At 73.7% G+C, this 25,859-nt stretch carries 26 protein-coding genes; 15 read left to right on the top strand and 11 right to left on the bottom strand.

Annotated elements, in window-relative coordinates; genetic code table 11:
• Nucleotides 1–78 precede the first annotated feature (78 nt).
• Nucleotides 79–1,629: an acyl-CoA synthetase gene (locus ACWIZO_RS17785; RefSeq protein WP_448638972.1), complete on the top strand. Its 1,551-nt coding sequence runs from the start codon at nt 79–81 to the stop codon at nt 1,627–1,629.
• Nucleotides 1,630–1,643: 14 nt separating this feature from the next.
• Here the strand turns inward: ACWIZO_RS17785 and ACWIZO_RS17780 are convergent, their stop codons facing one another.
• From ACWIZO_RS17780 to ACWIZO_RS17765, 4 genes are all read right to left on the bottom strand, one after another.
• Nucleotides 1,644–2,612, bottom strand: a complete 969-nt coding sequence (locus tag ACWIZO_RS17780) for a zinc-binding dehydrogenase (protein WP_448638971.1) — start codon at nt 2,610–2,612, stop codon at nt 1,644–1,646.
• Nucleotides 2,613–2,713: 101 nt separating this feature from the next.
• Nucleotides 2,714–3,898, bottom strand: a complete 1,185-nt coding sequence (locus tag ACWIZO_RS17775; RefSeq protein WP_448638970.1) for a 3-deoxy-7-phosphoheptulonate synthase — start codon at nt 3,896–3,898, stop codon at nt 2,714–2,716.
• Nucleotides 3,899–4,041: 143 nt separating this feature from the next.
• The gene (locus ACWIZO_RS17770) at nt 4,042–5,754 is read right to left on the bottom strand and encodes a glycerol-3-phosphate dehydrogenase/oxidase (RefSeq protein ID WP_448638969.1); all 1,713 of its coding nucleotides are present in this window, start codon (nt 5,752–5,754) and stop codon (nt 4,042–4,044) included.
• A gap of 110 nt (nt 5,755–5,864) precedes the next feature.
• Nucleotides 5,865–6,062 carry a hypothetical protein gene (locus tag ACWIZO_RS17765; protein WP_446760100.1) on the bottom strand — a complete coding sequence of 66 codons (198 nt, stop codon included), beginning with the start codon at nt 6,060–6,062 and terminating at the stop codon, nt 5,865–5,867.
• 219 nt (nt 6,063–6,281) lie between these two features.
• On the opposite strand from ACWIZO_RS17765, the gene ACWIZO_RS17760 reads away from it, so the two are divergent.
• The 5 genes from ACWIZO_RS17760 to ACWIZO_RS17740 all read left to right on the top strand — a co-directional run bounded on the left by ACWIZO_RS17760 (nt 6,282) and on the right by ACWIZO_RS17740 (nt 12,373).
• Nucleotides 6,282–7,922 carry an amidohydrolase gene (locus tag ACWIZO_RS17760; protein ID WP_448638968.1) on the top strand — a complete coding sequence of 547 codons (1,641 nt, stop codon included), beginning with the start codon at nt 6,282–6,284 and terminating at the stop codon, nt 7,920–7,922.
• A gap of 147 nt (nt 7,923–8,069) precedes the next feature.
• Nucleotides 8,070–8,543 (top strand): Fur family transcriptional regulator, encoded by a 474-nt coding sequence (locus ACWIZO_RS17755; protein WP_448638967.1) that lies wholly within the window; start codon nt 8,070–8,072, stop codon nt 8,541–8,543.
• Entirely contained in the window at nt 8,540–10,771 is a 2,232-nt protein-coding gene (gene katG, locus ACWIZO_RS17750) for a catalase/peroxidase HPI (RefSeq protein ID WP_448638966.1), read from the top strand. Before ACWIZO_RS17755 ends, katG begins: the two co-directional genes overlap by 4 nt.
• A gap of 119 nt (nt 10,772–10,890) precedes the next feature.
• Nucleotides 10,891–11,808: a hypothetical protein gene (locus ACWIZO_RS17745; protein WP_448638965.1), complete on the top strand. Its 918-nt coding sequence runs from the start codon at nt 10,891–10,893 to the stop codon at nt 11,806–11,808.
• A gap of 58 nt (nt 11,809–11,866) precedes the next feature.
• Complete coding sequence (locus ACWIZO_RS17740; protein ID WP_448638964.1) at nt 11,867–12,373, top strand: hypothetical protein; 507 nt, start codon at nt 11,867–11,869, stop codon at nt 12,371–12,373.
• A gap of 3 nt (nt 12,374–12,376) precedes the next feature.
• Here ACWIZO_RS17740 and ACWIZO_RS17735 read toward each other — a convergent pair whose 3' ends face one another.
• Nucleotides 12,377–13,267 (bottom strand): glycerophosphodiester phosphodiesterase, encoded by an 891-nt coding sequence (locus tag ACWIZO_RS17735; RefSeq protein WP_448638963.1) that lies wholly within the window; start codon nt 13,265–13,267, stop codon nt 12,377–12,379.
• A gap of 354 nt (nt 13,268–13,621) precedes the next feature.
• Between ACWIZO_RS17735 and ACWIZO_RS17730 the strand changes: the two genes are divergently transcribed.
• Entirely contained in the window at nt 13,622–13,777 is a 156-nt protein-coding gene (locus tag ACWIZO_RS17730; protein WP_448638962.1) for a Zn-dependent oxidoreductase, read from the top strand.
• A gap of 83 nt (nt 13,778–13,860) precedes the next feature.
• Here the strand turns inward: ACWIZO_RS17730 and ACWIZO_RS17725 are convergent, their stop codons facing one another.
• Nucleotides 13,861–14,379: a hemerythrin domain-containing protein gene (locus ACWIZO_RS17725; protein ID WP_448638961.1), complete on the bottom strand. Its 519-nt coding sequence runs from the start codon at nt 14,377–14,379 to the stop codon at nt 13,861–13,863.
• Between the two features lie 255 nt (nt 14,380–14,634).
• Nucleotides 14,635–15,465 carry an oxidoreductase gene (locus ACWIZO_RS17720; protein WP_448642969.1) on the bottom strand — a complete coding sequence of 277 codons (831 nt, stop codon included), beginning with the start codon at nt 15,463–15,465 and terminating at the stop codon, nt 14,635–14,637.
• Nucleotides 15,466–15,734: 269 nt separating this feature from the next.
• On the opposite strand from ACWIZO_RS17720, the gene ACWIZO_RS17715 reads away from it, so the two are divergent.
• Both ACWIZO_RS17715 and msrA read left to right on the top strand, forming a co-directional pair.
• Nucleotides 15,735–17,135 carry a glucose-6-phosphate dehydrogenase gene (locus ACWIZO_RS17715; protein ID WP_448638960.1) on the top strand — a complete coding sequence of 467 codons (1,401 nt, stop codon included), beginning with the start codon at nt 15,735–15,737 and terminating at the stop codon, nt 17,133–17,135.
• 434 nt (nt 17,136–17,569) lie between these two features.
• Entirely contained in the window at nt 17,570–18,085 is a 516-nt protein-coding gene (gene msrA / locus ACWIZO_RS17710; protein WP_448638959.1) for a peptide-methionine (S)-S-oxide reductase MsrA, read from the top strand.
• 63 nt (nt 18,086–18,148) lie between these two features.
• Here msrA and ACWIZO_RS17705 read toward each other — a convergent pair whose 3' ends face one another.
• Complete coding sequence (locus ACWIZO_RS17705) at nt 18,149–18,460, bottom strand: hypothetical protein (protein ID WP_448638958.1); 312 nt, start codon at nt 18,458–18,460, stop codon at nt 18,149–18,151.
• A gap of 218 nt (nt 18,461–18,678) precedes the next feature.
• On the opposite strand from ACWIZO_RS17705, the gene ACWIZO_RS17700 reads away from it, so the two are divergent.
• Nucleotides 18,679–18,834, top strand: coding sequence for a Zn-dependent oxidoreductase (locus ACWIZO_RS17700; protein WP_448638957.1), 156 nt, complete (start codon nt 18,679–18,681; stop codon nt 18,832–18,834).
• Between the two features lie 68 nt (nt 18,835–18,902).
• Here the strand turns inward: ACWIZO_RS17700 and ACWIZO_RS17695 are convergent, their stop codons facing one another.
• Genes ACWIZO_RS17695 through ACWIZO_RS17685 form a run of 3 tightly spaced genes read right to left on the bottom strand, consistent with a single transcriptional unit; the run spans nt 18,903 to nt 22,159 of the window.
• The gene (locus tag ACWIZO_RS17695) at nt 18,903–20,243 is read right to left on the bottom strand and encodes an NtaA/DmoA family FMN-dependent monooxygenase (protein ID WP_448638956.1); all 1,341 of its coding nucleotides are present in this window, start codon (nt 20,241–20,243) and stop codon (nt 18,903–18,905) included.
• Nucleotides 20,244–20,295: 52 nt separating this feature from the next.
• On the bottom strand, nt 20,296–21,636 hold the full coding sequence (locus tag ACWIZO_RS17690; protein WP_448638955.1) for an NtaA/DmoA family FMN-dependent monooxygenase: 1,341 nt from the start codon (nt 21,634–21,636) through the stop codon (nt 20,296–20,298).
• A 25-nt stretch (nt 21,637–21,661) separates the two neighbouring features.
• Nucleotides 21,662–22,159 carry a flavin reductase family protein gene (locus tag ACWIZO_RS17685; RefSeq protein WP_448638954.1) on the bottom strand — a complete coding sequence of 166 codons (498 nt, stop codon included), beginning with the start codon at nt 22,157–22,159 and terminating at the stop codon, nt 21,662–21,664.
• Between the two features lie 52 nt (nt 22,160–22,211).
• Here ACWIZO_RS17685 and ACWIZO_RS17680 point away from each other — a divergent pair, with 52 nt between their 5' ends.
• The 5 genes from ACWIZO_RS17680 to ACWIZO_RS17660 all read left to right on the top strand — a co-directional run bounded on the left by ACWIZO_RS17680 (nt 22,212) and on the right by ACWIZO_RS17660 (nt 25,817).
• Complete coding sequence (locus tag ACWIZO_RS17680) at nt 22,212–22,586, top strand: MerR family transcriptional regulator (RefSeq protein ID WP_448638953.1); 375 nt, start codon at nt 22,212–22,214, stop codon at nt 22,584–22,586.
• Between the two features lie 340 nt (nt 22,587–22,926).
• Nucleotides 22,927–23,916 carry a 2-hydroxyacid dehydrogenase gene (locus ACWIZO_RS17675; RefSeq protein WP_448638952.1) on the top strand — a complete coding sequence of 330 codons (990 nt, stop codon included), beginning with the start codon at nt 22,927–22,929 and terminating at the stop codon, nt 23,914–23,916.
• Nucleotides 23,917–23,997: 81 nt separating this feature from the next.
• On the top strand, nt 23,998–24,147 hold the full coding sequence (locus tag ACWIZO_RS17670; protein WP_448638951.1) for a Zn-dependent oxidoreductase: 150 nt from the start codon (nt 23,998–24,000) through the stop codon (nt 24,145–24,147).
• Nucleotides 24,148–24,309: 162 nt separating this feature from the next.
• A complete protein-coding gene (locus tag ACWIZO_RS17665; protein ID WP_448638950.1) occupies nt 24,310–24,585 on the top strand; it encodes a hypothetical protein in 276 nt (91 codons plus the stop codon).
• Entirely contained in the window at nt 24,585–25,817 is a 1,233-nt protein-coding gene (locus tag ACWIZO_RS17660; protein WP_448638949.1) for an MFS transporter, read from the top strand. The genes ACWIZO_RS17665 and ACWIZO_RS17660 overlap by 1 nt, the downstream gene beginning before the upstream one ends.
• Nucleotides 25,818–25,859 lie beyond the last annotated feature (42 nt).

The raw sequence follows: 25,859 nt of genomic DNA, 5'->3' as shown, positions 1-25,859 counted from the left end.
ACGGGCCGAGCCGACGCCCGGCCCGAGGCCCTAGCCTCGGGACCACGTGGTCCCGGTCCCGCTCCCTCGGAGGCCCTGATGCCCTACCCCGGCGCGCACGCCCTGACGACGCCCGACGAGCCCGCGGTCGTCATGGCCGGCACGGGCGAGACGCTGACCTACGCCGCGCTCGAGGAGCGCTCCACCCGCCTGGCGGCCCACCTGCGGGGGCTCGGGCTGCGGCGCGGGGACGTCGTCGCGCTGCTGACCGACAACCGGCCGCAGGCCAGCGAGGTCTACTGGGCCTGCCAGCGCGCCGGGCTCTACGTCACCGCGGTCAACTGGCACCTGACACCGGCCGAGGCGACGTACATCGTCGGCGACTGCGGCGCGACGGTGCTGGTCGCGTCGGCCGCCCTGGGCGACCTGGCCCGCGCCGTGCTGGCCGGGGTGCCGGGGATCCGCACGGCCCTGGCCTACGCCGGGGACGTCGAGGGGTTCGGCGACTACGAGGCCGCCCTCGCCGCGGCCGACCCCGTGCCCCCGGCCGACCAGCCCCGCGGCGGGGACCTGCTCTACAGCTCGGGCACCACCGGCCGGCCCAAGGGGATCAAGCCGGCGCTTCCCGACCGGCAGGTCACCGAGCCGGGTGACACGCTCACCGCCGTCTTCGGCGGCATGTACGGGTTCGGCCCCGACACCGTCTACCTCTCCCCCGCGCCGATCTACCACGCCGCGCCGCTGCGCTTCGTCGGGATGGTCCAGGCCCTCGGCGGGACGGTCGTGATGATGGAGTCCTTCGACGCCGAGGCCGCGCTCGCGGCCATCGAGCGGTTCCGCGTCACGCACAGCCAGTGGGTGCCGACGATGTTCGTGCGCATGCTCAAGCTGCCGGAGGAGGTCCGCCGCCGCTACGACGTCTCCAGCCTGCGCTGCGCGGTGCACGCCGCGGCGCCGTGCCCGGTGGAGGTCAAGCGGGCGATGATCGAGTGGTGGGGGCCGGTCCTCTACGAGTACTACGCGAGCACCGAGTCCAGCGGCGGCACCTTCATCGACAGCGCCCAGTGGCTGGGCAAGCCCGGGTCGGTCGGGCACGACGGCGTCATGGGGACCGTGCACATCGTGGGCGAGGACGGCGCGGATCTCGGCCCCGGCGAGGTCGGCGTCGTCTACTTCGAGCGCGAGGAGCTGCCCTTCAGCTACCACGGCGACCCGGCGGCGACCGCGGCGGCCCAGCACCCCGACCACCCGACCTGGACGACGGTCGGCGACATGGGCTACCTCGACGAGGACCGCTTCCTGTTCCTCACCGACCGCCAGTCGTTCATGATCATCTCGGGCGGGGTGAACGTCTACCCGCGCGAGGTCGAGGACGTGCTGGTCCTGCACCCGGCCGTCGCGGACGTGGCGGTGATCGGGGTGCCCGACGAGGAGATGGGCGAGGCGGTCCAGGCCGTCGTCCAGCCCGCCGACGGCGTCGCGCCGTCCGACGACCTGGCGGCCGAGCTGATCGGCTACACCCGCGAGCGGCTGGCGCACTACAAGTGCCCGGCGTCGGTGGACTTCGTCGAGCAGCTGCCGCGCACGCCGACCGGCAAGCTGCGCAAGCACCTGCTGCGCCGCGACCACCGGCCGGCGACGACCCGCTGAGGCCGCCGGGACCCTCAGGTCGCCGCGACGACCATCTTGACCTGCCCGGGGGCGGGACGGACCGCGTGCTCGAAGGCCGACTGGGCGTCGTCCACGCCGAACACGTGGCTGACGTAGCGCTCGGCCAGCTCGGGGTGCTCGCGCAGGTACCGCTCGGCCAGGGCCAGCACCCGTCGCCGCTCGAGCGTGACCCCGGCCCGCAGCGTGAGGTTCTTGCGCAGCATCAGCCGCATCGGCAGCGGGTACACCAGTTCGTCGGGGACGCCGAAGTAGAAGACCTCGCCGCCGAACGCGGCGGCCTCCACCGCGTGGGTCAGCGTCGCCGTCTGGTGCCCGACCGCCTCGACGACCAGGTCCGGACGGTCCCCGGCGGGCAGCGACGCCGCCCACAGGTCGCTCGCGGCCCAGACCGGTTCGTCGACGCCGAAGGTGGCGGCGAGGTCGGACCGGTCGACCGCGTCGACGCCGACGACGCGCGCGGCGCCGGCCGCCTTCGCGACGTGCCCGAAGAGCAGCCCGATGGGCCCCTGCCCGATGACGGCCACCGTGCGGCCGGCGACCGGGCGCACCTGCTCCATGGCGTACAGGACGCACGCCAGCGGCTGGATCATCACCGCGGTGCGCGCCGGGAACCGGCGGTCGTGGGCGTGCAGCCCCTCCCCGTCGCAGACGACGAGCTCGGCCAGGCCGTCGAAGCGCGGGGCCCAGCCGACGACGTCGTCGCCCACCTGCAGGTCGGGGTGCCGGGAGGCGACCACCGAGCCGGCGACCTCGTGCATCGGGAACCCCGGGGTGCCGAACTCACTGGCGTCCAGGCCCACGTCCGGGGAGATCCCGCCGCGGAAGAACGGCAGGTCGCTGCCGCAGATGCCGCCGGCGGCGACCGCGACCAGGACCTCACCCGGCCCCAGCGCGGCCTCCCGCGGCGCCGGGACCTCCACCGGCTCCAGCCGCCGGGGAGCCACCAGCCGTTGTGCCCACATGCCCGCCTCCGCTTCCCGGTGCCCTCACCGACGCTTCCCGGTGCCCTCGCCGACGCTTCCCGGTGCCCTCGCCGACGGCGGACGCGCCGCCGGCCGTCGCGTCATCCTCCTGCGGCCGCGCGGGAGCCGCCGCGTCGTGCCCGGACGGCCTCGGCGAGCTCGGCCAGCACGACCTCGGTCGTCGCGGGGTCGACGCACGCGTCGGTGACGCTCACCCCGTACGCCAGCCGCTCGGGGTGCCGCTGGTCGAGGTCCTGCCGGCCGGCGACGAGGTTGCTCTCCACCATGACGCCGCGGATCGCCTGCTCGCCTCCGGCGACCTGCCCGGCCAGGTCCCGCACGACGTCGACCTGGCGCCGGTGGTCCTTGCGGCTGTTGCCGTGCGAGGCGTCGACGACGAGCACCTCGGGCAGGCCGCGCGCGGCCAACCGCCGCCGGGTGTCGGCGACGTGCGCCGCGGAGTAGTTGGGGCCGTCGGCGGCGCCGCGCAGGATGACGTGCGCGGTGTCGTTGCCGGTCGTCGACAGCTGCGCGGACACCCCGTGGGCGTCGACGCCGAGGAACTCGTGCGGGGCGCGCGCGGTCAGCACGGCGGAGACCGCGGCGTCGACGCTGCCCTCGGGCGAGTTCTTGAACCCGACGACGGAGGAGAAGCCCGACACCCGCTCGCGGGCGGTCTGGTCGGTGACGTTGCGCGCGCCGACCCCGTTGTAGGTGACCAGCCCGTTGACGTACTGCGGCGTCAGCGCGTTCAGGGGCTCGGCCGCGACCGGGACGCCCATGGCCGTGATGCGGCACATCAGCACGCGGGTGGCGACCAACCCGACGCTGATGCGGCTCGACCCGTCGAGGAACGGGTCGTAGGCGAAGCCCTTCCAGTCGACCTCGGTCCGCGGCTTCTCGGTGTAGGTCCGCATGAGGACCTCGAGGTCGTCGCCGTACCGCTCCCGCATCCGGGCGAGGAAGCCCGCGTACTCCACCGCGGCCTCGGGGTCGTGGATCGAGCAGGGGCCGGCGATGACGGCCAGCCGGTCGTCCCGCCGGCCCACGATGTCGGCCACGGCCCGGCGGGCGGCGGCCGTGGTGGCGACGGAGGCGGCCGGCAGCGGGACGACGGTCGCCACCGCCGCCGGGGTGACGACGACGCTCAGGCCGGTGATCCGGGTGTTCACCAGGCCGGACACGTCGACGTCGTCGGCGGGGACGCCCAGCTGCTCGCGGACGCCGGGCAGCAGGTCGGCCAGCGTGTCGTCGATCTGCCGGTTGACCCGGGTCTGCACGTCCACGAGCAGGTCGGCGACCCGTGTCGCCGCGTCCAGGATCCGCTCCGCGGGGATGGGGGCCTCCTCGGTCGTCGCCGCGTGCCGCGGCCGGGCTCCCAGTGTGCCGCCCGGGCGGCGACCGCCCGCCCGGGCCTCCCCCTCCGGCGTCAGGCCATGCTGGTCGCACCCATCCGCACGTCCGGGGCCCCCAGCCGCGCGGCGTCCGCGGTCCGGTCGTCGAGCTGCTCCTGCGACTCCCGCTCCGCCTGGACCCGCAGCCGGTAGTGCTCGACCTCCCGGTCGGCGTGCTCGGCGTCCCAGCCCAGCAGCGGCGCGACGATGTCGGCGACCTCGCGGGCGGCGGCCTCCCCGCGGTCGGGGACCTCGATGGAGATGCGGGTGCGCCGGGTCAGGACGTCGTCCAGGTGCAGCGCGCCCTCGTGGCTGGCCGCGTAGTGGGCCTCGACCCTCAGGTACTCGGGCGCACTGCGCAGCGGCTCGGCCAGCTCGGGGTGCTCCGCGACCAGGTCGAACAGCTCGCCGCAGAGCGTGCCGTACCGCCCGAGCAGGTGCTCGACCGCCGACACCGGCAGGCCGGTGCGCTCGGCGGTGAGCCGGCGGGCGTTGTGCGCGGCCTGGTAGCCGTCGGCGCCCACCAGCGGGGTGCGGTCGGTGATCGAGGGCGCGACGGTGCGCTCCAGGCCGTGGACGGCGGAGTCGACGGCGTCCTTCGCCATCACGCGGTAGGTCGTGTACTTGCCGCCGGCGATGACGGTGAGCCCGCGGACGGGGCTGGCGACGGCGTGCTCGCGCGACAGCTTGCTGGTCGACTCCGACTCCCCGGACAGCAGCGGCCGCAGCCCGGCGTAGACGCCGACGACGTCCTCGCGGGTGAGCGGGTCCTGCAGCAGCGAGTTGGCGTGCTCGAGCAGGTAGTCGATGTCGGTCCGGCTGGCGGCCGGGTGGGCGAGGTCGAGGTCCCAGTCGGTGTCGGTCGTCCCGATGATCCAGTGGCTGCCCCACGGGATGACGAACAGCAGGCTCTTCTCGGTGCGCGTGATGATCCCGGTGGCGCTGTTGATCCGGTTCCGGGGGACGACGAGGTGCACCCCCTTGGAGGCGCGGACCTGGAACTGGCCGCGGCCGCCGACCATCTCCTGGATCTCGTCGGTCCAGATCCCGGCGGCGTTGACCACCTGCTGCGCCCGGACGGTGTACTCGCCGCCGCCCTCCAGGTCGCGCACCCGGACCCCGGCGATCCGGTCGGACTCCCGGAGGAACTCCGTGACCCGGGTGCTGGTCACGCACAGCGCCCCGTAGGTCGCCGCCGTGCGGGCCAGCATCATCGTGTGCCGGGCGTCGTCGACCTGGCCCTCGTAGAACCGGACGGCGCCCCGGATGGCCGAGCGCTTCCCCGACGGGAAGGACTCCGCGGTCTTCCGGCGGCCGAGGTGCCGGTGGTGCGCGGGCACCCCGCGGCCGGCGCCCATGACGTCGTAGACGCCGATCCCCAGGCCGACGTAGGGCCGGTCGATGCGCCGCTGCAGCGGGTAGATGAACGGCACCGGCCGGGCCAGGTGGGGGCACAGCGTGCCGAGCACCAGGCTGCGCTCCCGCAGCGCCTCGAAGACCAGGCCGAAGTCGAACTGCTCGAGGTAGCGCAGCCCGCCGTGGAAGAGCTTGCTCGACCGGCTGGAGGTGCCCGCGGCGTAGTCCCGCGCCTCCACCAGGCCGGTCCGCAGTCCGCGGGTGGCCGCGTCCAGCGCGGCGCCGGCGCCGACGACCCCGCCGCCGATGACCAGGACGTCGAGCTCCTCCTGCTCGAGCCGGCGCAGGGCGGCGGCGCGGTACTCGGGGCTGAGCCGTTCTGCGGTGCTCACGGGCGTTCCTCTGCGTCGGCGGTGCCGGACGTCGGGCCCCTGCCCGACCAGGTCGGAGCTCCGACGACCGTAACGCGACCGTGAGCTGGGTCACAACCAGGGCGCAGGGGTCAGGGGCTCCCGCCCATCCGGTCGACGAGGGTGTCCAGGTCGACGCCGACGGACTCGAACGCGGCGGCGACCGTGGCGTAGCCGACCGGGTAGTGGAGGGCCAGCAGCCGGCGCTCCTGCGCTGGGCTGAGTCGCATGAGGGGCAGCAGCCGGACCACGTGCTCGCGGCTGATCTGCTGGTCTCGGAGGTGGAACACCGTGGGCTCCTGGGGCGTCGGCGCGCCGGGACTCCCTCTGCTCGGGTGGGGCGGGCGTCGGCCGCCCCGTGGCGACCGCCCCATCCTCCGCCCGGCGGGGCGGGAAGGACAGGGACCGCGCACCCCGCGGGCACCCACCGGCTGTAGTAGGACTTCCCTCGTCCCCGACTGCCCGATGCCCACTGTCCGGGGCGACCACGACGCGCAGGGAGATCCGGCATGCAGGCGACCCCCGTCGACTCCCTCCGCAGCGCCGCCGGCCCGGGCACCTGGACGCTCGTCGTCGCCCGGCGGGTCCACACGCTCGCCGGTCCGCCGGTGGAGGCGGTGGTGCTGCTCGACGACCGGGTGGCGGCCGTCGGCGACGCCCGTGAGCTGCGCGAGAGGTTCCGCCCCGGCCGCACGGTCGAGGTCGGCGGCGTCCTCGTCCCGGGCTTCAACGACGCGCACGCCCACCCGAGCATGACCGCCGAGAACCTGCTGCACGTCAACTGCTCCCCGGAGGTCGCCACCGACGAGGACGTGCTCGTCCGGCTGCTGCGCGAGGAGGCCGCCGCCGTCGGCGAGGGGCAGTGGGTCGTCGGCTCGCGCTACGACCACACCAAGACCACCGGCGGCCGGGTCGTGGACCGCGCGTTCCTCGACCGCGCCGTCCCCGGCTCCCCGGTGCTGCTGACCCACGTGGCCGCGCACTGGGGGGTGCTGAACTCCGCGGGGCTCGCGGCCGCCGGGCTCACCGACGCCAGCGCCGACCCGCCGGGCGGCGCGCTGGGCCGCAGCGGCTCCGGGGAGCTCACCGGCGTCGTGTACGAGCAGGCGCTGTTCGACGTCTCCTACCCGTCGCTGGCACGGGGCGGGACGGTCGTCCCTCCCTCGACGCAAGCCGCCCGGCTGCGCGGGCTCGCCCGTGCCCAGCAGCTGTTCCACGCCGCCGGGATCACCTCGATGGTCGACGCGCTGTGCGGGCCCGACGACGTCGCCCTGCTGGCCGAGGCCGCTCGCAGCGGGCAGCTGACGCTGCGCGTGGCGGTGCTGGTGGCCTTCCCGCACTACGACCGCATCGCCGCGCTGGGCCTGCACAGCGGCTTCGGGGACGAGCGGCTGCGCCTGCTCGGGGTCAAGGCGTTCGTCGACGGCGCCTGCGCCGGCGGGAACTGCCTGGTCGACGAGCCGTTCGAGGGCACCGACGACCACGGCATGCAGACCATGGACGACGCCGACCTCCGCGACCTGGTCGAGCGGGTGACCGGCGACGGCGTCGTCCTGGCCGTGCACGCCAACGGCGACCGCGCCATCCGCAAGCTGCTCGACGCCCACGAGCGGGCCCGGGCGCTCGGGGCGCCGCCCCGGCGGCACCGCATCGAGCACTGCTCGCTGGTCGACGCCGACATCGTCGGCCGGATCCGCGCGCTCGGGCTCGTCGTCGTCCCGTTCGGCTCCTACGCCCGGTTCCACGGCGACAAGCTCGTCGGCTACTACGGGCGGGAGCGGCTCGAGCGCATGTTCGCCCACCGGACGCTGCTCGACGCCGGCATCCCCGTCGCCGGGTCCAGCGACTACCCGTGCGGGCCGTACGAGCCGCTGGCCGCGATCACCAGCTGCGCCGAGCGGCGCGCGCTGGACGGGACCCCCATCGGGCCGAGCCAGCGGATCTCCGTGCGGGAGGCGTTCGGCCTGTACACGACCGGGGCCGCCTACGCCGCGGGCGAGGAGCGCGGAAAGGGCACCCTGGCCCCGGGCATGCTCGCGGACTTCGTCGAGCTCGGCCGCGACCCGTTCCAGGTGCCACCCGGCGAGGTCGTCGACATCCCGGTCCGCTCGACCTGGGTCGGTGGCCGGCTCGTCTACTCGGCACGCTGAGGTCGACGCCCGTCAGGGGTCGCCTCCGCAAACGGGGCCGGCCGTTCCACGGCTCCTCCGTCTGAACGGTGCGGATCACTGGCGTGGCTCCCCGTCCGCCACACCTCTGATCTTGACCGAGTCAAGGGAGACCGTGACGATGGCGCCGTGCCGGACAGCGCAGACCTCGAGCGCGCCCTGCGCGGGGCGGGCCTGCGGGTCACCGGCCCGCGGATGGCGGTGCTCGACGCCGTCCACGCACACCCGCACGTGGACACCGAGGTGCTGATCGCCGCCGCCCGCGCACGCCTGGGCGCGGTCTCGCACCAGGCGGTGTACGACGTCCTGCGCGCCCTCACCGACCGGGGCCTGGTACGGCGGATCCAGCCGCAGGGCTCCCTCGCACGCTACGAGGCCCGGGTCGGCGACAACCACCACCACCTGGTCTGCCGGTCCTGCGGCCTGATCAGCGACGTCGACTGCGCCACGGCACAGGCGCCCTGCCTCACTCCTCCCGGCGACGGGGACTTCCTCGTCGACGAGGCCGAGGTCATCTACTGGGGCCGGTGCCGCGCGTGCGCGACGGCCACCGACCCCTCCCCCGACCCCGACGGTTCCCCAACACAGAGAGGCATCCCGTGAGCGACATCGACAAGAGCGAGGCCGGTAAGGCCCAGAGCCACAGCACGAGCGAGAGTGAGAACCCGGCGATCCCCTCGCCGACCGTGCACACCGACCGGCGGCCGCACAGCAACCGGGACTGGTGGCCCAACCAGGTCGACCTGTCGGTGCTGGACAAGCCCTCGCGAGACTCCGACCCGCTGGGCGCCGACTTCGACTACCGCAAGGCGGTCGCCTCGCTCGACGTGGAGGCGGTCAAGCGTGACCTGGTCTCGGTGATGCGCACCTCGCAGGACTGGTGGCCGGCCGACTGGGGGCACTACGGCCCGCTGTTCATCCGCATGTCCTGGCACGCGGCCGGCACCTACCGCATCGCCGACGGCCGCGGCAGCGGCGCCACCGGCGCGCAGCGCTTCGCCCCGCTCAACAGCTGGCCGGACAACGCCAACCTGGACAAGGCCCGCCGCCTGCTGCTGCCGATCAAGCAGAAGTACGGCCGCCGGCTGTCCTGGGCCGACCTGCTGCTGCTGGCCGGCAACGTGGCGCACGACGACATGGGCCTGCAGACCTTCGGGTTCGCCTTCGGCCGGGAGGACACCTGGCAGCCCCCGGAGATCTTCTGGGGCCCGGAGGACACCTGGCTCGGCGACGAGCGCTACGCCGGTGAGGACCCGCTCGACCTGGAGGAGGGCCACCTGGCCGCGGTCACCATGGGCCTGATCTACGTCAACCCCGAAGGCCCGCAGGGCCGGCCGGACCCGGTCGCCTCCGCCCACGACATCCGGGTCACCTTCAGCCGGATGGGGATGACCGATGAGGAGACCGTCGCGCTGATCGCCGGCGGGCACACCTTCGGCAAGACCCACGGCGCCGGCGACCCCGAGCTGGTCGGCCCGGAGCCCGAGGGCTGCCCGGTGCACGGCAACGGCCTGGGCTGGATCAGCCAGCACGGCACCGGCAAAGGCCCCGACACCATCACCAGCGGCCTGGAGGGCGCCTGGACGCCGACCCCGACGACCTGGGACAACACCTACTTCGAGATGCTGTTCAGCTACGACTGGGAGCTCAGCGAGAGCCCGGCCGGCGCCAAGCAGTGGCGGCCGAGCAACCCCGAGGCGCAGGAGCTGGTGCCCGACGCGCACGTCGAGGGCAAGAAGAACCCGCCGATGATGGCCACGACCGACCTCGCGCTGATCGCCGACCCCGGGTTCCGGGCGATCTCCCAGCGCTTCCACCGCGACCCGGAGTACTTCGCCGACCAGTACGCCCGCGCCTGGTTCAAGCTGCTGCACCGCGACATGGGCCCCAGGAGCCGCTACCTCGGCCCCGACGTCCCCGCCGAGGAGCTCATCTGGCAGGACCCGGTCCCCGCCGTCGACCACGAGCTGGTCGGCCAGACGGAGATCGCCGACCTCAAGGGCCGCCTGCTCGCCTCCGGGCTGAGCGTCTCCCAGCTGGTGCACACCGCCTGGTCGGCGGCCGCCTCCTACCGCGGCACCGACAAGCGCGGCGGCGCCAACGGCGCCCGGCTGCGGCTGCAGCCGCAGATCGGCTGGGCGGCCAACGCCGGCGTCGCCGAGGTGCTGCCGGTGCTGGAGCGGGTCAGGGAGGAGTTCCAGTCGCAGACCGGCCGGAGGATCAGCCTCGCCGACCTGATCGTGCTCGGCGGCTCCGCGGCGGTGGAGAAGGCCGCCGCCGACGCCGGCGTGCCGGTCACCGTGCCGTTCTCCCCCGGCCGCACCGACGCCACGCAGGAACAGACCGACGTCGACAACTTCCGCTGGCTCGAGCCGCGCGCCGACGGCTTCCGCAACTGGCTCGCCCCGGGCAGCAAACTGGCACCCGAGACGCTGCTGGTCGACCGCGCCTACCTGCTCGAGCTGACCGCCCGGGAGATGACGGTGCTGGTCGGCGGCCTGCGGGTGCTCGGCGCCACCACCGGCGGCGTGAGCCACGGGGTGTTCACCGACCGGCCCGGCGTGCTGTCCCAGGACTTCTTCTGCAACCTGCTGGACCTGGGCATCTCCTGGCGCAGCTCGGCCGACACCGAGGGCGTCTACGAAGGCCTCGACGCCCAGAGCGCCGTCGTGCGCACCGCGACCGCGGTGGACCTGGTGTTCAACTCGAACTCCATCCTGCGCGGCATCGTCGAGGTCTACTCGGCCGACGACGCGAAGGAGCAGTTCGTGCGCGACTTCACCGCCGCCTGGGTCAAGGTCATGGAGCTCGACCGCTTCGACCTGCGGTAGACGCTCCCCTCCGGGTGCCCCGGTCCGCGTCCGCGCGGGCCGGGGCACCCGTGCGTCCGGGTGCGTCCTCAGGGGCGTGGCGCCGTCACGCGGGGCGGGCGCGTGCACACCATGGGCGCGTGCCGGCACGACCGGACGCCGTGGCCGCGCTGCCGGCCGCCCCGGGCGTCTACCGCTTCCGGGACGGCGGCGGGCGCGTGCTCTACGTCGGCCGGGCGACGCACCTGCGCTCGCGCGTCGGCTCCTACTGGGGCGACCTGCGCGACCGCCGCCACCTGCGGCGGATGGTGGGCCGGGTGGCCCGGATCGAGGCGCTCGAGTGCGACTCCGTGCACGAGGCAGCATGGGCCGAGCGGAACCTGCTGGAGCGGTCCTTGCCGCCGTGGAACCGGATCGCCGGCGGCCTGGAGGTCCCTGTCCGGATCCGGCTGGACAGCTCGCCGGACGCACCGCGCCTCGACGTCGTCTCCGACGCCCGGCCGACACCGGACGTGCGCCTGTTCGGCCCCTACCTCGGCAGCCGCAGGGTGCGCGCGGCCGTCTCCGGGCTGGGCCGCGTGTACCCGCTCGGCCACGCCGGCGTGCAGCGGAGTGCGGCCGAGCGCGAGCTGGCGCGGGCGCGGGGTGGCCCGGACACCCCGGTCCCGCAGCTCGCCGCCGAGCTGACCGCGGTGCTCGACCGCGAGCCGGGCGCGGTCGCCGCCGCGCTGACGGCGCTGGCCGCCCGGCGCGACGCCGCGGCCGAGGCGCAGGCCTACGAGGCGGCCGCGCGCCTGCAGGAGGAGATCGAGGCGCTCGAGTGGGTGGTGGCGCCGCAGCGGGTCACCACGACCGGAGGCCAGGCCGACGGCGACGTCACCGGCTGGACGGGCGAGGTGCTGGTGCGGCTGCGCATCCGGGGCGGCCGGGTGCGCGACTGGGACCAGGAGGCCTGCAGCCGCACCTCGTCGGGGACGCGGGCGCCGGCCGGGTGGGGGCCGTTCCTCCGGCGCAACGCCGAGCTGGCCGCCCGGCTCGTCGCGCTGCCGGTCCCCTGAGCGCGGCCGGCGCCGCGCTCACCCGGTGCCGCGGGCGGGACCGCGGCAGGCTGGCCGGGTGAGCGAGGCGGAGCTGCGCGGGCTGGTGGGGTGGCACGTGCAGGACGCCCCGCCCGAGGCCCGCGCGGGGCGGGTGCTCGGCGCCGTGCTGCACGCCGTCTCCGCCGTGGTCACCCTGGGCGCGGACGCCGCCGGTGGTGCCCGCCGCCCCACCTGGACGGTGCCCGCGGACCCGGCGGCCTACCTCGACCTCGGCGTCGTCCGGCTGCACTGGCCGCCCGCCGCCCCGGGTGAGCCGGTGGCGGCCTCACGGAAGGGCGTCCGGGCGGTCGCGCCCGGACGCCCGCCCCGGGCGCTGCCGGTCGGGTCGTGGCAGGTGGTCCGCGCCGTGCCAGGCACCGGCTCCCGGCGGCCGCGGCAGGCCGGTGCGCCGTGGCGGCTCGAGGTCAGCGACGGCACCGGCACCGGAACGCTCGCCGGTGCCTGGCTCGCGCTGGCCTGGATCGGCTCCGTGGCCGGCTGGCCCGAGCCGCCCGCCCCCGAGGACGGCGCACGTCCCCGGTGACGGTCAGCCCGTGCGGATCAGGGGCCGCGGTCCACCCCGTCCCAGGAGGTGCATCAGCGCGGCGGCCTCGTCCGTGATGATCGCGTCGACCCCCAGCGACACCGCGACCTGCATGTCGCGCGGGTGGTTGACGACCCACACGTGGACCTGCAGTCCGGCTCGGTGCAGTCGTCGGACGAGGCCCGGGTCGTGGCGCAGCATCGCCAGGGACGGACCGATGGCGGTGCCGGCGGGGAGAACAGGTCGCGACCGCGACCGTGACCGCGGCACCATCTGGCGGACCAGGTGCACGGTGGGGAGGCCCGGCGCCAGGGTCCGTACCCGACGCAGCGCCGTGGGCGAGAAGCTCATGACGCGGACCGCCGGACCTCCCGACCACTCGAGCGGACGCCCGCCGGACAGCAGCCCGAACCTCCGCAGACTCGTCAGCAGGGCCGCCTCGACCTGCCCGGCGTGGCGGGTCGGGTGCTTGGTCTCGATCGCCAACCGGACGCGCCCGGGCGAGGCCGTCACGTAGTCCAGCAACCGGTCCAGGGTGAGCACCCGTCCGGCGTCCTCGTCGGCCTCCACGTCGTCCTCCGTCGCCGCGGGACGCGACGGGCGGCCCCGGATCCCGGCACCCCGGGGTCGCCGGTGGACGACGCGGTGCCGCTCCAACTCGGCGAGGTCCAGCGCCGACACGACACCGCGGCCCGTGGACGTCCGGTTGATGCGGCGGTCGTGCACGCACACCAGCACGCCGTCGCGGGTCATCCGGACGTCGCACTCCACGGCGTCCGCCCTGAGGGCCAGTGCCTGCTGGTAGGCAGCGAGGGTGTGCTCGGGGGCCTCCGCCGAGACCCCGCGGTGCGCCACGACCTCGACCTCGGACGGTGCGCGCGGCGGCAGGTTCACGACGCCGCCGCCGCGGCCGTACCGGTCCCGGAACGGGACACGCGATCTCCTCGAACGGTCCGAGGACCGGGTCGCTGTCGTCCGGCGGCAGGACCCGTCCTGCCGCCACTGGCCTGGCCTCCTACCCGCCTCCGCCGGGCGACACGCGCAGCGGCCGTCCGGCACGGGCCCGGGGGCAGCCCGGAGGCCGCGGAGCCGACCGGGACGGCGTGGACCATGCCGGTTGCCGCGAGCCCGGCGGCCCCTCAGGGCGACCGATCGGCGACCCGGACGACCACGGGGAGCTCCCGGCGGGTCGGCTCACCTCTGCTCCACGGCCCCGCGCGCCCGGCGACCACGCCACAGCCTCGGCCCGTGCGAGCCGTGCAGATCACCCGCGTCGGCGGCCCCGAGGTGCTCGACGTCGTCGACCTGCCCGACCCCGTCCCCGGCAACGGCCGGCAGCTCCCCGAGGTCTCCGCGGCCGGCGTGGACTCCGCCGACACCCACCAGCGGCTGTCGAGCGACTGACCTGACAGCCGCACCCCTCCGCGGTCCCGTGTCTCGCCGACCCGCAACGGCACGCGTCAGAGGCGCAGCGCGGTCCGGCGTGCTCACAGGGACGGGTCGCCCTCCGGGACCTCGGTCGCGACCACCTCGGCCACCTCCGCGTCCCCACCGGAGAGCCCGTCAGCCTGCTCGTGCTCGTCGTGGAACGCCAACCAGCGCATCCCGAGGGCCTCGCGCTGCTCGTCGTCGACGGCCTCCTTGAACGGCGGGAAGAAGTCCGTCTCCTCCTCGCTCATGTGGTCGGCGTTGATCTGCCGCACGGTGCGCACCGCCTCCCACCAGTCCTCGCTGCCGACCTCGTGCTCCTCGACGGCGGCCGCGGCGTGCCGGATCTCGTTGTGGTCGTGCACGCCCTCCGCCGTCTCCTGCTCCTCCCCCGCCTCCTGGGCGAGCAGCGGGTAGAACAGCTGCTCCTCGGCGACGGCGTGCACCTCCAGCTCGGCGTGCAGGGCCTCCCACGCGGCGGCGAGCTCGTGACCGGACAGGTCCTCGAGCGCTGAGAACTCCCGCCGGAAGACCTCGTGCTCGGCCAGGACCAGGGCGGTGATCTCGAAGTCGGACACGCAGACCGCCTACCCGTACCGAGGGGGAGGTAGGCGGAGGGAGCAGGCGGCCCGGCGCTCGACCACTCGACGCCGACGGCGCGCGCTGCAGGTGGGCGATGACCGGTACGACGCGGCTCCTCCTCGACGACGGGGCGGAGCTGTTGCGGACCACTGCCACGAGGGCCGACCGCGGCCCCCGGGAGCCGGACCGCCGGTGCGACCGGCCGACCGGCGGGGGCCGCCGACCGACGGTCACCCGCCCCGCGCTGCCGATCAGTCCTGGAAGTCGGTGCTGACGCTCAGCTCCTCCCACTCGTCGGCCTCGGCGAGGGCCGTGCCGAGCACCCGCCGGTAGCTGGTGAGGGCGTCACTGCCCAGCAGCAGCATCGCCGGCGGATCGGCGGACTCCACGGCGGTGAGGATGGCCCGGCCGGCCCGCGCCGGGTCGCCCGGCTGCGTTCCGTGCGTCGTGTTCTGTTCCTTGCGTCGCCTGCCCGCCGTCTCGGCATGGTCGTCGATCACGGTCCGGGACCGGGTCAGCGAGCGACCGGAGAAGTCCGTGCGGAACCCGCCGGGCTCGACGACCGTCACCGAGATGCCCAGTGGTCGCAGCTCGTCGCGCAGGGAGCCGGACATCCCCTCGAGTGCCGCCTTCGCCGCCGCGTAGCAGCCCGATCCCGGCGGTGTGATGTGGGCCCCGATCGAGGAGACGTTGACGATCGCGTCCGCGCGGCGCGCGCGCATCCCGGGCAACACCGCCTTGATCATGGTCACCGACCCGAAGAAGTGGGTCTCGAACAACGCACGGACGTCGGCGTCCTCAGCCTCTTCGACCGCGGCGCGGTACCCGTATCCGGCGCTGTTGACCAGGACGTCGACGGCGCCGAAGCGGTCCTCGGCCTGGGGGGAGACGGCTGCCGCGCGCGCCGGGTCGGTGACGTCCGACGCCGCGCCCAGCACGCGATCCGGAGCCAGCTCCACGAGGTCGGCGACCGTGGCCTCGTCGCGCGCGGTGACCACGGAGTGGTGGCCGGCCCCGATGACCGATTCGGCCAGGGCTCGACCGAGCCCGCTCGAGCAGCCGGTGATGAGCCAGGTGGAGATGCTGTTCCTCTCCGAGGGTGGTCCTGTGCAGGCTGCCGAGGCCCGGACGATCGACCGCGACCGCGACCGCTCCCGGTCTGCAGGCAGGTTCCCCAGCCGAGGACGGTCGCGACCACACGGGGCAGCCACTGACGGGCGGTCCACGACGCGCCGGTCGCGGGGGTCGGGGAGGATGGTCCTGCCATGATCACAGCCCCGCCGCCCCCGCGACCGGACCCGTGGCCCGGAGGCAGCCGCCCCCTGGCCGTCATCGTCCTCCGGGAGCACCGGTGATCGACCGGTTGCTCCTGCTCGGTGCCACGGGCGACCTCGCCGGGCGGTTCCTGCTGCCCGCGCTCGCCCGGCTGTCGGCCGACGGCCGGATGCCCGACGGCCTGCAGGTCGTGGGTGGCGCCGTGCAGGACTGGGACGACCGGACCTTCCGATCGCACGTGGCCACCCGGTTGCGCGAGCACGCCGGGGACGTACCGACCGCGGTACGGGACGCGCTGGTCGGTCGCCTGCGGTACCGGGCGGTCGACCTCGGAGCGGCCGGCACCGTCGCCGCCGCGGCGCGGGCCTTCGACGACGGCGACGGCGATGCCGCTGACCGCGCGGCGGTGGCCGTCTACCTGGCCCTGCCCCCGGCGCTGTTCCCCGCGATGCTGGGAGCGCTCGGCGACGCGGACCTGCCGGCCGGCAGCCGCATCGCGGTGGAGAAGCCGTTCGGTACCGATCTGGCGAGCGCGGTGGCACTGAACGACCTGCTCACCCGCGTGACCGGCGGCATCGAGGAGGCTGCGTTCCGCGTCGACCACTTCCTCGGGATGCCCAGGGTGCAGGCGCTGCTGGACCTGCGCGCGCCCGGCCGCTCGCTGGCACCCGCCTGGGACAGTGCCTCCATCGCGCAGGTCGACGTGCTGTGGGAGGAGACGCTGGGGCTCGAGGGCCGAGCGGACTTCTACGACCGGACCGGTGCCGTCAGGGACGTGATGCAGAACCACGTGCTCCAGGTCCTGACCCTCGTCGCGATGGAGCTGCCGGCTCGGCAGACCGAGGGCGACCTGCACGCGGCCAAGCTGGAGCTGCTGCGGTCGGTCCGCGTGCTCTCCGCCGCGGAGGTCCCCGTCCGGACTCGACGGGCGCGTTACACCGCCGGGACGCTGAGCGGGGCAGGCGCCACCCACGGTCGGACCGTGCCCGGGTACACCGAGGAGGACGGCGTCGACCCCGCTCGCGGCACCGAGACCCACGCCGAGGTGCTCCTGGAGCTGGACACCCCTCGGTGGACCGGCACCCGGTTCGTGCTGCGCACCGGGAAGGCGCTCGGAACGGCCCGCAAGGGAGTCGCCCTCCACTTCCGCACCGCCGCGCCGGCGTGCGACCCGGGTGACGCCGATCGGGTGGCGGCCGACCGGTTGTGGATCGAGCTGGACGCGCCGGAGGAGGGCCGGCAGCCCGGTGTGCAGGTGGCAGCCCCGGGCGAGCGCACCGCATACGGCGAGGTCCTGACCGACCTCCTGTCCGGCGGTGGCCGACTCTCGGTGAGCGGCGAGGAGGCCGAACAGGCCTGGCGGATCGTCGATCCCGTGTTGCAGGCGTGGGCGCGGGACGCCGTGCCGATGCTGGAGTACCCCGCCGGCGGGGCCGGCCCTCCCCCGCTCGAGGAGACCGCCGGCTCGAGGCGGTGACGAGCGTCCCGAGGCGACCAGCACCTGGTCGTGGGGGCCTGCCCGCACAGGACTGCCCCGTGCGCCGTCCGCCGTCTGTCTCTGGAGCCGCTGTACACCGGTGGAGCCCCCGCCTCAGGCGCACGCCAGCCGTGCAGATCACCCGCTCCGGCGGTCCCGAGGTCCTCGACGTCGTCGACCTGCCCGACCCCGTCCCCGCCGACGGCCAGCAGCTCCACGAGGTCTCCGCGGCCGGCGTCGACTCCGCCGACACCGGGCGCCCGGCACCTGACCTGGTGCGGCTCTCGAGTCGCGGGCACCCCGGAGCCGCCGAGCAGGATGACGCAGCCGTACTCCCAGCGCAGCTCGCTCACGTCGTCCCCCTGCGCAACGAGAGGAAGCATCCACCCCGGTCGCGGTGTTCATCCGTGTGCTGGACTGACAGGGAGGCACACGTGACCACTGAGACCGCGATCCTCGCCGGCGGCTGCTTCTGGGGCGCCCAGGAGCTGCTGCGCAAGCGCCCGGGGGTGCTCTCCAGCCGAGTCGGGTACTCCGGCGGCGACACACCCAACGCCACGTACCGGGACCACGGTGACCACGCCGAGGCGGTCGAGATCGTCTTCGACCCCGAGAAGATCTCGTACCGGGAGCTGCTGGAGTTCTTCTTCCAGATCCACGACCCGTCGACGAGGGACCGGCAGGGCAACGACGTGGGCCGGAGCTACCGCTCGGCGGTCTTCTACACCAGCGAGGAGCAGCGGCTCGTCGCGCTCGACACGATCGCCGACGTCGACGCCTCGGGCCTGTGGCCGGGCAAGGTCGTCACCGAGGTGACGCCGGCCGGCGCGTTCTGGGAGGCCGAGGAGGAGCACCAGGACTACCTGCAGAAGATCCCCTTCGGCTACACCTGCCACTACGTGCGCCCCGACTGGACGCTCCCACGTCGCGAGGCGCAGACCACCCGATGACCTGAGGTCCCGGTCGGCGTGTCCTGGACGATCCGGCCGGGGCGCTCGGCCAGACCATCGGTGTCATGGCGTCGAGGGGGCGACGCACTGGCAGCACTGGCAGCGCTGACCGCGCGGCACGACGCCGCGGCCGGTGGCATGGAGCGCAAGGACGGTCACGACGACGGCCAGCACCCCGGTGGCGACGAGCCCGATGACGTCGACGTCACCGCTCTCGACCAGACCGCCGGTGAACGTGACCACGGCCACGGCAGCCGCGATGAGGATGCCCGCCTGGGCATCGGTGCCTGCCAGCCGCCCCTCACCGATGCGGAAGACCTCCCGCTGGGGAGCCGCCGCGACGGTGATCGCGCCCACCGTCGACGGCGCGGGCACCGACGGATGGGTCCGCCGCTCACGCTCTCCGGTGCCGTGGCCGCCGCGGAGCCGCTCCCGCCGAGTCTGCTGAGGGAGCGTCACGTGGTCGTCACGGCTCGGTCACAGGTCAGCGGCGCTCCGTGTCCACGGCGCGTCACCGGGCTCTCGCGGTGCCTCAGCCACGCGACGGAGGAGCGCCGGGACGGTCGCCGAACTGGAGCTCGAGCCTCGGCCGCATGCGTGCTGTGCAGATCACCCGCTTCGGCGGGCCCGAGGTCCTCGACGTCGTCGACCTTCCCGACCCCACCCCCGGCGACGGCCAGCAGCTCCCCGAGGTCTCCGCGGCCGGCGTCGACGTCGCCGACACCCACCACCGGCTGTCCTGCAACTGACATCGGACCCTCGAACGCCCGGACATCCGAGTGCCCGAGCAGAGGCGTGCCCCACCGGGTGGCCTGGCTCAGGCGCCGTTGCCCGTGACGCGTGGGTCGAGTCCGTACCGCGGGGGCAGCCCAAGGTGGTCGCGCAGGGTGGTCCCCACGTAGCCGTCAGGGAAGAGACCGCGCTCTCTCAGGATCGGGACGACCCGGTCGACGACGTCGTCGATCCCGTCGTGGAAGTCGTCCACGCTGAGCATGAAACCGTCGACGGCGCCGGCTTCGAACCACTCCTGCAGGTGGTCGGCGGCTTGTTCCGCGGTGCCCGTCACGGAGGGGTGGGGCTCGAGCACCCCATGGGCGAGGATGTCGCGCGGCGACCAGCCTGCGCGCGCCAGTTCGAGCGCCTGCCTCGAACGCACGTACCCGGGGTGGGCCCTGGCCGAGGCGAGTTCCGACGGGCTCGGAGCCTCGTCGGGCCGGGCGAATCCGTGACGCAGGCCCAGCAGCGCGCCCAGCCGGGCCAGCGCCTGCTGCGGATCGGCCCGGTCATCGAGAGCACGACGGCGGTCCAGCGCCTCGCGCGTGCTGTCCCCGAGCGAGAAGCCGGTGAACGCGAAGAACCGGACCTCGTCGAGGTCGCGCCCCGATGCCTCGGCCGCGCGCCGGACCACGTCTCGTTGGGCTCGCCCCTCCTCGATCGTCATCGGCATCCCGATCACGACGTCGGCATACATGCCCGCAGCCTGCAGGCCGTACCCGCTGCTGGCCGGCACGACGACCACGGGCTGGCCCTGTTCCGAGGGCGGGACCGGGAGCGGACCCCGCGCCGCGACGTGCCGGCCCTGGAGGTCGATCGGGCGGACGTGCGCAGGGTCGGCGAAGGCGCCGGACTTGTCCGGTCGGCCCGCGCCCTGCCCCCAACTCCCCCAGAGTGCCTGGACGATGTGCAGGACCTCGTGGAGGCGTTCGTACTTCTGCTCCCGGGGAGGCAACGGCCGACCGAAGTTGGCGAAGGCGTCGGGCTCGTAGCTCGGTACGGCGTTCCACCCGGCCCTGCCGTGGCTGAAGACGTCCAGGGCCTTGAGCTGGCGGGCCAGCACGTACGGCTCGGTGAAGGACGTGGACACGGTCCCGACGAGTCCGATCCTCTCGGTCGCGTGAGCCAGCGCCGACAGCGTCACGACCGGGTCCATGCCGAAAACGGGGGGTGCGGAGGCCAGATCTCCGTGCAGGAAGAGACGGTCCGGCAGGAAGACGAACTGCAGTCCCCCCCTTTCCGCAGTCCGAGCCTGTCGGACCGCCGCACCGATGTCGGTGAAGGAGCCGACGTCCGCGTGCGGCATGCGCCAGGCCCCGTAATGGCTGCCGATGTTGTTCCCCATGACCAAGGCCAGGGCCAGGTGCGCGCTGTGCATGCCCATCTCACTCTCTGCTTGTCGGGGTCCCGGGGGATCGACGAGGTCCGGGGCCGACCTAGGCGTCCGCTGCGTGGGCGATGCGCGGGTCGAGGCCGTACTGCTCGGGCACGCCCAGGTTCTGGCGCAGGGTCCGGCCCGGGTAGTCCATCGGGTAGATGCCACGCTGCTGCAGCAGGGGCACGACCTGGTCGACGAAGGCGTCGACGCCGTCCTCGAACACGTCCGGACTGAGCCAGAACCCATCGGCTGCCCCGGCCTCGAACCATCGCTGCAGGTGGTCCGCGTGGACCTCAGGAGGTCCCACGGTGACGGGGTGGTAGTCGATGACGCCGTGCGCCAGGATCTCGCGGACCGTCCAGCCCTGCCGCGCCACCTCCAGCGCGGACTCCGAGCGGGGGTCCATGGGCGAGGCGTGGGCCTCGGCGAGCTGGGCCGGTGACAGCGGCCGGTCCAGCTGGTCGTGGCTGAGAGCGACGCCGAGCATGGCCGAGAGGTGCGGGAGCTGTGCGGGGAACGACTCCCCGGCGATCGCCATCCTGCGATCCAGTCCCTCGCGCACGCTGGGAGCGACCGTCGTCATCAGCCCTGCGAAATACTTGACGTCATCGGGGTCGCGGCCGGCGTCCTGTGCGGCACGCCGCACCATCTCGCGCTGCGCCCGGCCCTGCTCGATGGTCCACACCTCGGCGATGAAGCCGCTGGCGTAGCGGCCTGCGAGGGCGAGCAGGTGCGGGCTGGGGCCACCGGAACTGAAGATGACGGGCTGCCCCTGTTCCGAGGGTGGGATGGCCAGGGGGCCGCGTGAGGCGACGTACCGGCCCTGCAAGTTCACCGGCTGCAGCCCGGCGGGGTCGACGAACTGCCCGGACTCCTTGTCCTTGATCCAGGCGTCCGCCGCCCAACTCCCCCAGAGTGCTTGCACGATCTGGACGGATTCGTGGGCCCGTCCGTACCGCTCGGCGCGGGAGGCGACCGCGCGGCCGTAGTTGGCGGCCACAGCGGGGTCACTGGTCGTGACGGCGTTCCACCCGGCACGGCCGTGGCTCATGACGTCCAGCGCCTTGAACTGACGGGCGTGGTTGAAGGGTTCCTGGAAGGTGGTCGACCCCGTGGCGACGAGACCGATGCGGGATGTCGCCTGCGAGATCGCTGTCAGGGACGTCATCGGTTCGATGATGTTGCGGATCGGGGTCCGCCCGACGTCGGCTCGCACGGCCGGGAAGTCGGGGATGAAGAGGAAGGTGAACTTGCCGCGTTCGGCCGCCTGGGCGTATCGGATGTTGGCCGCGATGTCGACGTAGTTGTCGACGCCGACGCCGGGCGCGCGCCAGGCGGGGCCCAGCGCGCCGTACCCGTCGTTCATCGCCATGCCGAGGATGATCTTCTTGTCCGTCATCGTGTTCTCCTTCGTCTCGGGAGGCTCAGTCGGCGAGCCGGTGTGCACCGCTGCCGAAGAAGACGAGAGGGCGTTGCGCGGCGTCGCGAGAGAGGTCGAGGACCCTGAGCAGGGTGAGCACGTGGTCACCGGCCGGGATCTCGGTCGCGAGCTCGACGGTGAGCGTCGCGAGGGCGCCCCGCACGAAGGCCGCGCCGGCGATCACGTCCATGTCGATGCCGTCGAAGCGCTCGCCGGAGGGGCGGCGCAGGTCACGCAGCGTGTCCGCGTGGCGCTCACCGAGGACGCTGATGCCCCAGCGGGCCGCCCGCCGCAGCCGTGGCCAACTCGTCGACGAGTGGGCGAACGAGACCGAGACGAGGGGTGGGTCGAGGGACATCGACGTGAACGAGTTCGCGGAGAGTCCGACGACCCCGCGGTCGACCTCCGCGGCCACGACGGCGATGCCGGTCGGAAAGCCTGCCAGCGCATGCCTCGTCCGCGGCGGGGTCACAGGCTCGGTCGGTGCAGCCGTGTGAGTCATGTGACCATGCTCAGACCTTCACACCCGTGTCAGGGTCAAGCACCATGGACGGATGAGGATCGGTGAGCTGTCGCACAGGACGGACGTCTCGGCCCGGATGCTGCGGTACTACGAGGAGCAGGGGCTCATCACCGTCGGACGCCGGGAGAACGGGTTCCGCGAGTACGACGACTACCTCGTCGCCCGCGTTCGGAAGATCCGCGGCCTCCTCGAAGCAGGCATCCCGACGCGCATCATCGCCGACATCCTGCCCTGCCTGAACCAGCCGCAGATCGTCGTCGAGAACGCCGACCCGCAGCTACGGGCCATGCTCGTCGAGCAGCGCGACAAGATGACCGAACGCATCGCCGTCCTCGAGCAGAACCGGCAGGCACTCACCCGGTACATCCGCGCCATGGACGGAGCGGTGTCCGAGCACGTGGCCTGAGCGTCGCCCTCGCCCACGATCCACCGAGGCGCCGCACAGCGCGTCGACCCCGTTCCCGCCGGACGACTCACCGGACCGGTGAGCCGTCGTGGGTGGAGCCTCTGACGACTACTCAGTAGAGTCCGTCTCCCCGCTGGGAGGGGACTCGATGGACCGCGCTGGTGGGCCGCCGCCGGGCTGCCTTGACAGGATGCTGGAGATCCGGGACCCCGGGATGGACCGCAGACAGCCGACCAGAGACGAAGCAGAGGAAAGGGTCGTCCCCTGACGGATGGCTCATGGGCGGTCACCGCCGCCGGGCGCTCACCTGACCTCCATCACGAGAGGAACCGAGTAGAGCATGACCGCTTCTCCGGGAGGCCGCCCCCGGGTGTTCGTGAGCCGGAGGATCCCCGATGAAGGCCTCGAGCGGATCCGGGAACGGTGTGATGCTGACGTCTGGGAGGACGAGCTACCGCCGCCCAGGGACGAGATGCTCCGACGTGTCGTCGGCTGCGACGGACTGCTCACGCTGCTGACCGACACCGTCGATGCGGAGCTCCTCGACCGCGCGGGTCCACAGCTCCGTGTCGTCTCCAACTACGCCGTCGGGGTTGACAACGTCGATCTCCCGGCGTGCGCATCACGAGGGATCGCGGTGGGGCACACACCTGGCGTACTGACCGAGACGACCGCTGATCTCGCCTGGACCCTGTTGATGGCGTCCGGCCGTCGGCTCGTCGAGAGCGTCGACTACGTGCGCGCCGGTCACTGGGAGACCTGGAGTCCGACGCTGCTGCGGGGTGCGGAGATCCACGGGTCCACACTGGGCATCATCGGATTCGGCCGGATCGGTCAGGCTGTCGCCCGCCGCGCCGGCGGATTCGGGATGCGGGTCATCTACCATGACGCGGCCGGACGACTGGTGGAGGCGGAGAAGTCCCTCGACGCGGAGTTCGTGCCGTTGGACGCGCTGTACGCGGAGAGCGACTTCGTCTCGTTGCACAGCAATCTGACGGCCGAGACTCGAGGTCTCATCGGGGCCGCCGCGTTCGCGCAGATGAAGCCGACGGCGACGCTGATCAACACCGCTCGCGGGCCCATCGTCGACACCGACGCGCTGGTGGCGGCTCTTCGCGACGGCAGCATCGCGCGGGCAGCGCTCGACGTGACCGATCCCGAACCACTTCCCATCGACCATCCGCTGCATCAGCTGCCCAATGCACTCATCGTCCCGCACATCTCCTCGGCGACGTACGCCACGCGCGCTCGCATGGCGACGATGGCCGCGGATAACCTGATCGCCGGGGTCTCGAGCCAGCCGTTGCCCCATGCCGTCAGCTCGACGTGAAGCGACAGCTCCGTCCAGGCCCAGCCCGGGCGCGGGGCCGTGGTCGCGGCGGTGCTCTCGTCAGGCCATAGCCTGATCTGCATGCGTGCCGTGCAGATCACCCGCTTCGGCGGTCCCGAGGTCCTCGACGTCGTCGACCTCCCCGACCCCGTCCCCGGCGAGGGGCAGGAGCTCTACGAGGTCTCCGCGGCCGGCGTCAACTGCGCAGACACCCACCACCGCGTGCCCTGAGACCTACCTGAGCGAGCCGGGCCGGATGTCGTCCAGCGCAGTCCCGGCTGACCGGGTCAGGGCAGGTCGACCGCTGGGACAGCCGCGTCGACGGCGGTCGCCACCCAGCTTGCCAGCAGCTCGAGGCCGTCCTCCGACGGTGAGCCGGGTCCGGCGGTGTAGTTGCTCGCCGTCGACGGCGAGCTGGTCGATGTCGGGACACCGGCCGAGCCGCTGCCCGTGAACGCGATGTCGCTCATCGGGGGCCGCCGCTCGTTCGCGGGCTCTATGATCGGGGGCATCGCCGAGACCCAGGAGATGCTCGACGTCTGCGCCGAGCACGGCATCGGTGCCGAGGTCGAGGTCATTGCCGCCGACCACGTCAACGAGGCCTACGAGCGCGTGCTGGGTTCCGACGTCCGCTACCGGTTCGTCATCGACGCGGCGACCTTGCGGTGATGTCGGACCAGTTGGGTCAGGTCGGGCCGGCGGCACCGACCGCCGCCCCGACCGGACGGCTCCCGCTCGTCGTGTACGTGCTGGCCGTCGGCACGTTCTTGATGCTCACCACCGAGTTCGTCGTCGCCGGGCTGCTGCCGGAGATCGCCGGCGACCTGCAGGTGAGCGTGGCCCAGGCCGGGTTGCTCATCACCGTGTTCGCCGTCGGCATGGTGGTCGGCGCGCCGACGATGGCGCTGCTGACCCGGCGGGTGCCGCGACGGACGACGCTGGTGCTCGCCCTGGTCGTGTTCGCGGTCGGCCACCTCGTTGTCGCCGTCGGCTCCAGCTTCGCGCTCCTGCTGGCCGCCCGGTTCGTCACGGCCGTCGCGACCGGGGCGTTCTGGGCGGTGGCGTCGATAGCGGCCACCCGTGCCGCCGGTCCCGGCTCCAGCTCGCGAGCTCTCGGTCTGGTGGGAGGCGGCGGAATGCTCGCCAACGCACTCGGGGTGCCGCTGGGCGCGTTCGCCGGCCAGCTGTCGACCTGGCGGGGACCGTTCTGGGCTCTCGCCGCCCTGGCGCTGGCCGCGGTGCCGCTCATCGCGCGGCACATGCAGCGGGACGACGACGAGCAGCAGCCGGTGCCGGTGACGCTTCGGTCGGAGCTCGGTGCGATGCGCTCCGGCCGGCTGTGGCTGGTGCTCGCCGCGTGCGCGACCACCGCCGGCGGGGTGATATCGGTCTACTCCTTCGTCTCCCCGTTGCTGACCGAGCGCGCCGGCCTCGCGCCCTCCTGGGTGCCGCTCGTGCTCGTCGGGTTCGGTGTCGGCTCTCTCGTCGGCATCATCTACGGCGGCCGGCTCGGCGACGCCTGGCCGCACACCACCACCATCGCGGTCCCCGCCTCGACCACCGTCGTGCTGGTGGCGCTCTGCCTGCTCTCGGCCCACCCCGTGCCGACGGTGCTGCTGGTGGTCCTGCTCGGGCTGCTCGGGTTCAGCGCCAACCCGGTGCTGCAGGCGCTCGCGGTCCGTTTGGCCGGCGTGGCCCCCACGCTGGGCGTGGCCATGGCGGTCGCGGCCTTCAACCTCGGCGCCGCGATCGGTTCCGGGATCGCCGGCTCCGCGCTCGACTCCGGGCTCGGCGCCATCGGCCCTGCCGTGGTCGGGACGGGCATCGCCGCGCTGACCCTCGTCCCCACGATCACCATCGCGGTGCTCCGCCGCCGCTCGCCCGCAGGAAGCCGGCCATGAGCATCTCCGCCCATCAACGGCTCCGGCCGCGGTCGCCTCGCA

This window comes from Geodermatophilus sp. URMC 63, assembly GCF_053502565.1.
The sequence above is the reverse complement of the archived record's forward strand: the minus strand, read 5'-3'. Positions and strand labels throughout refer to the sequence as shown.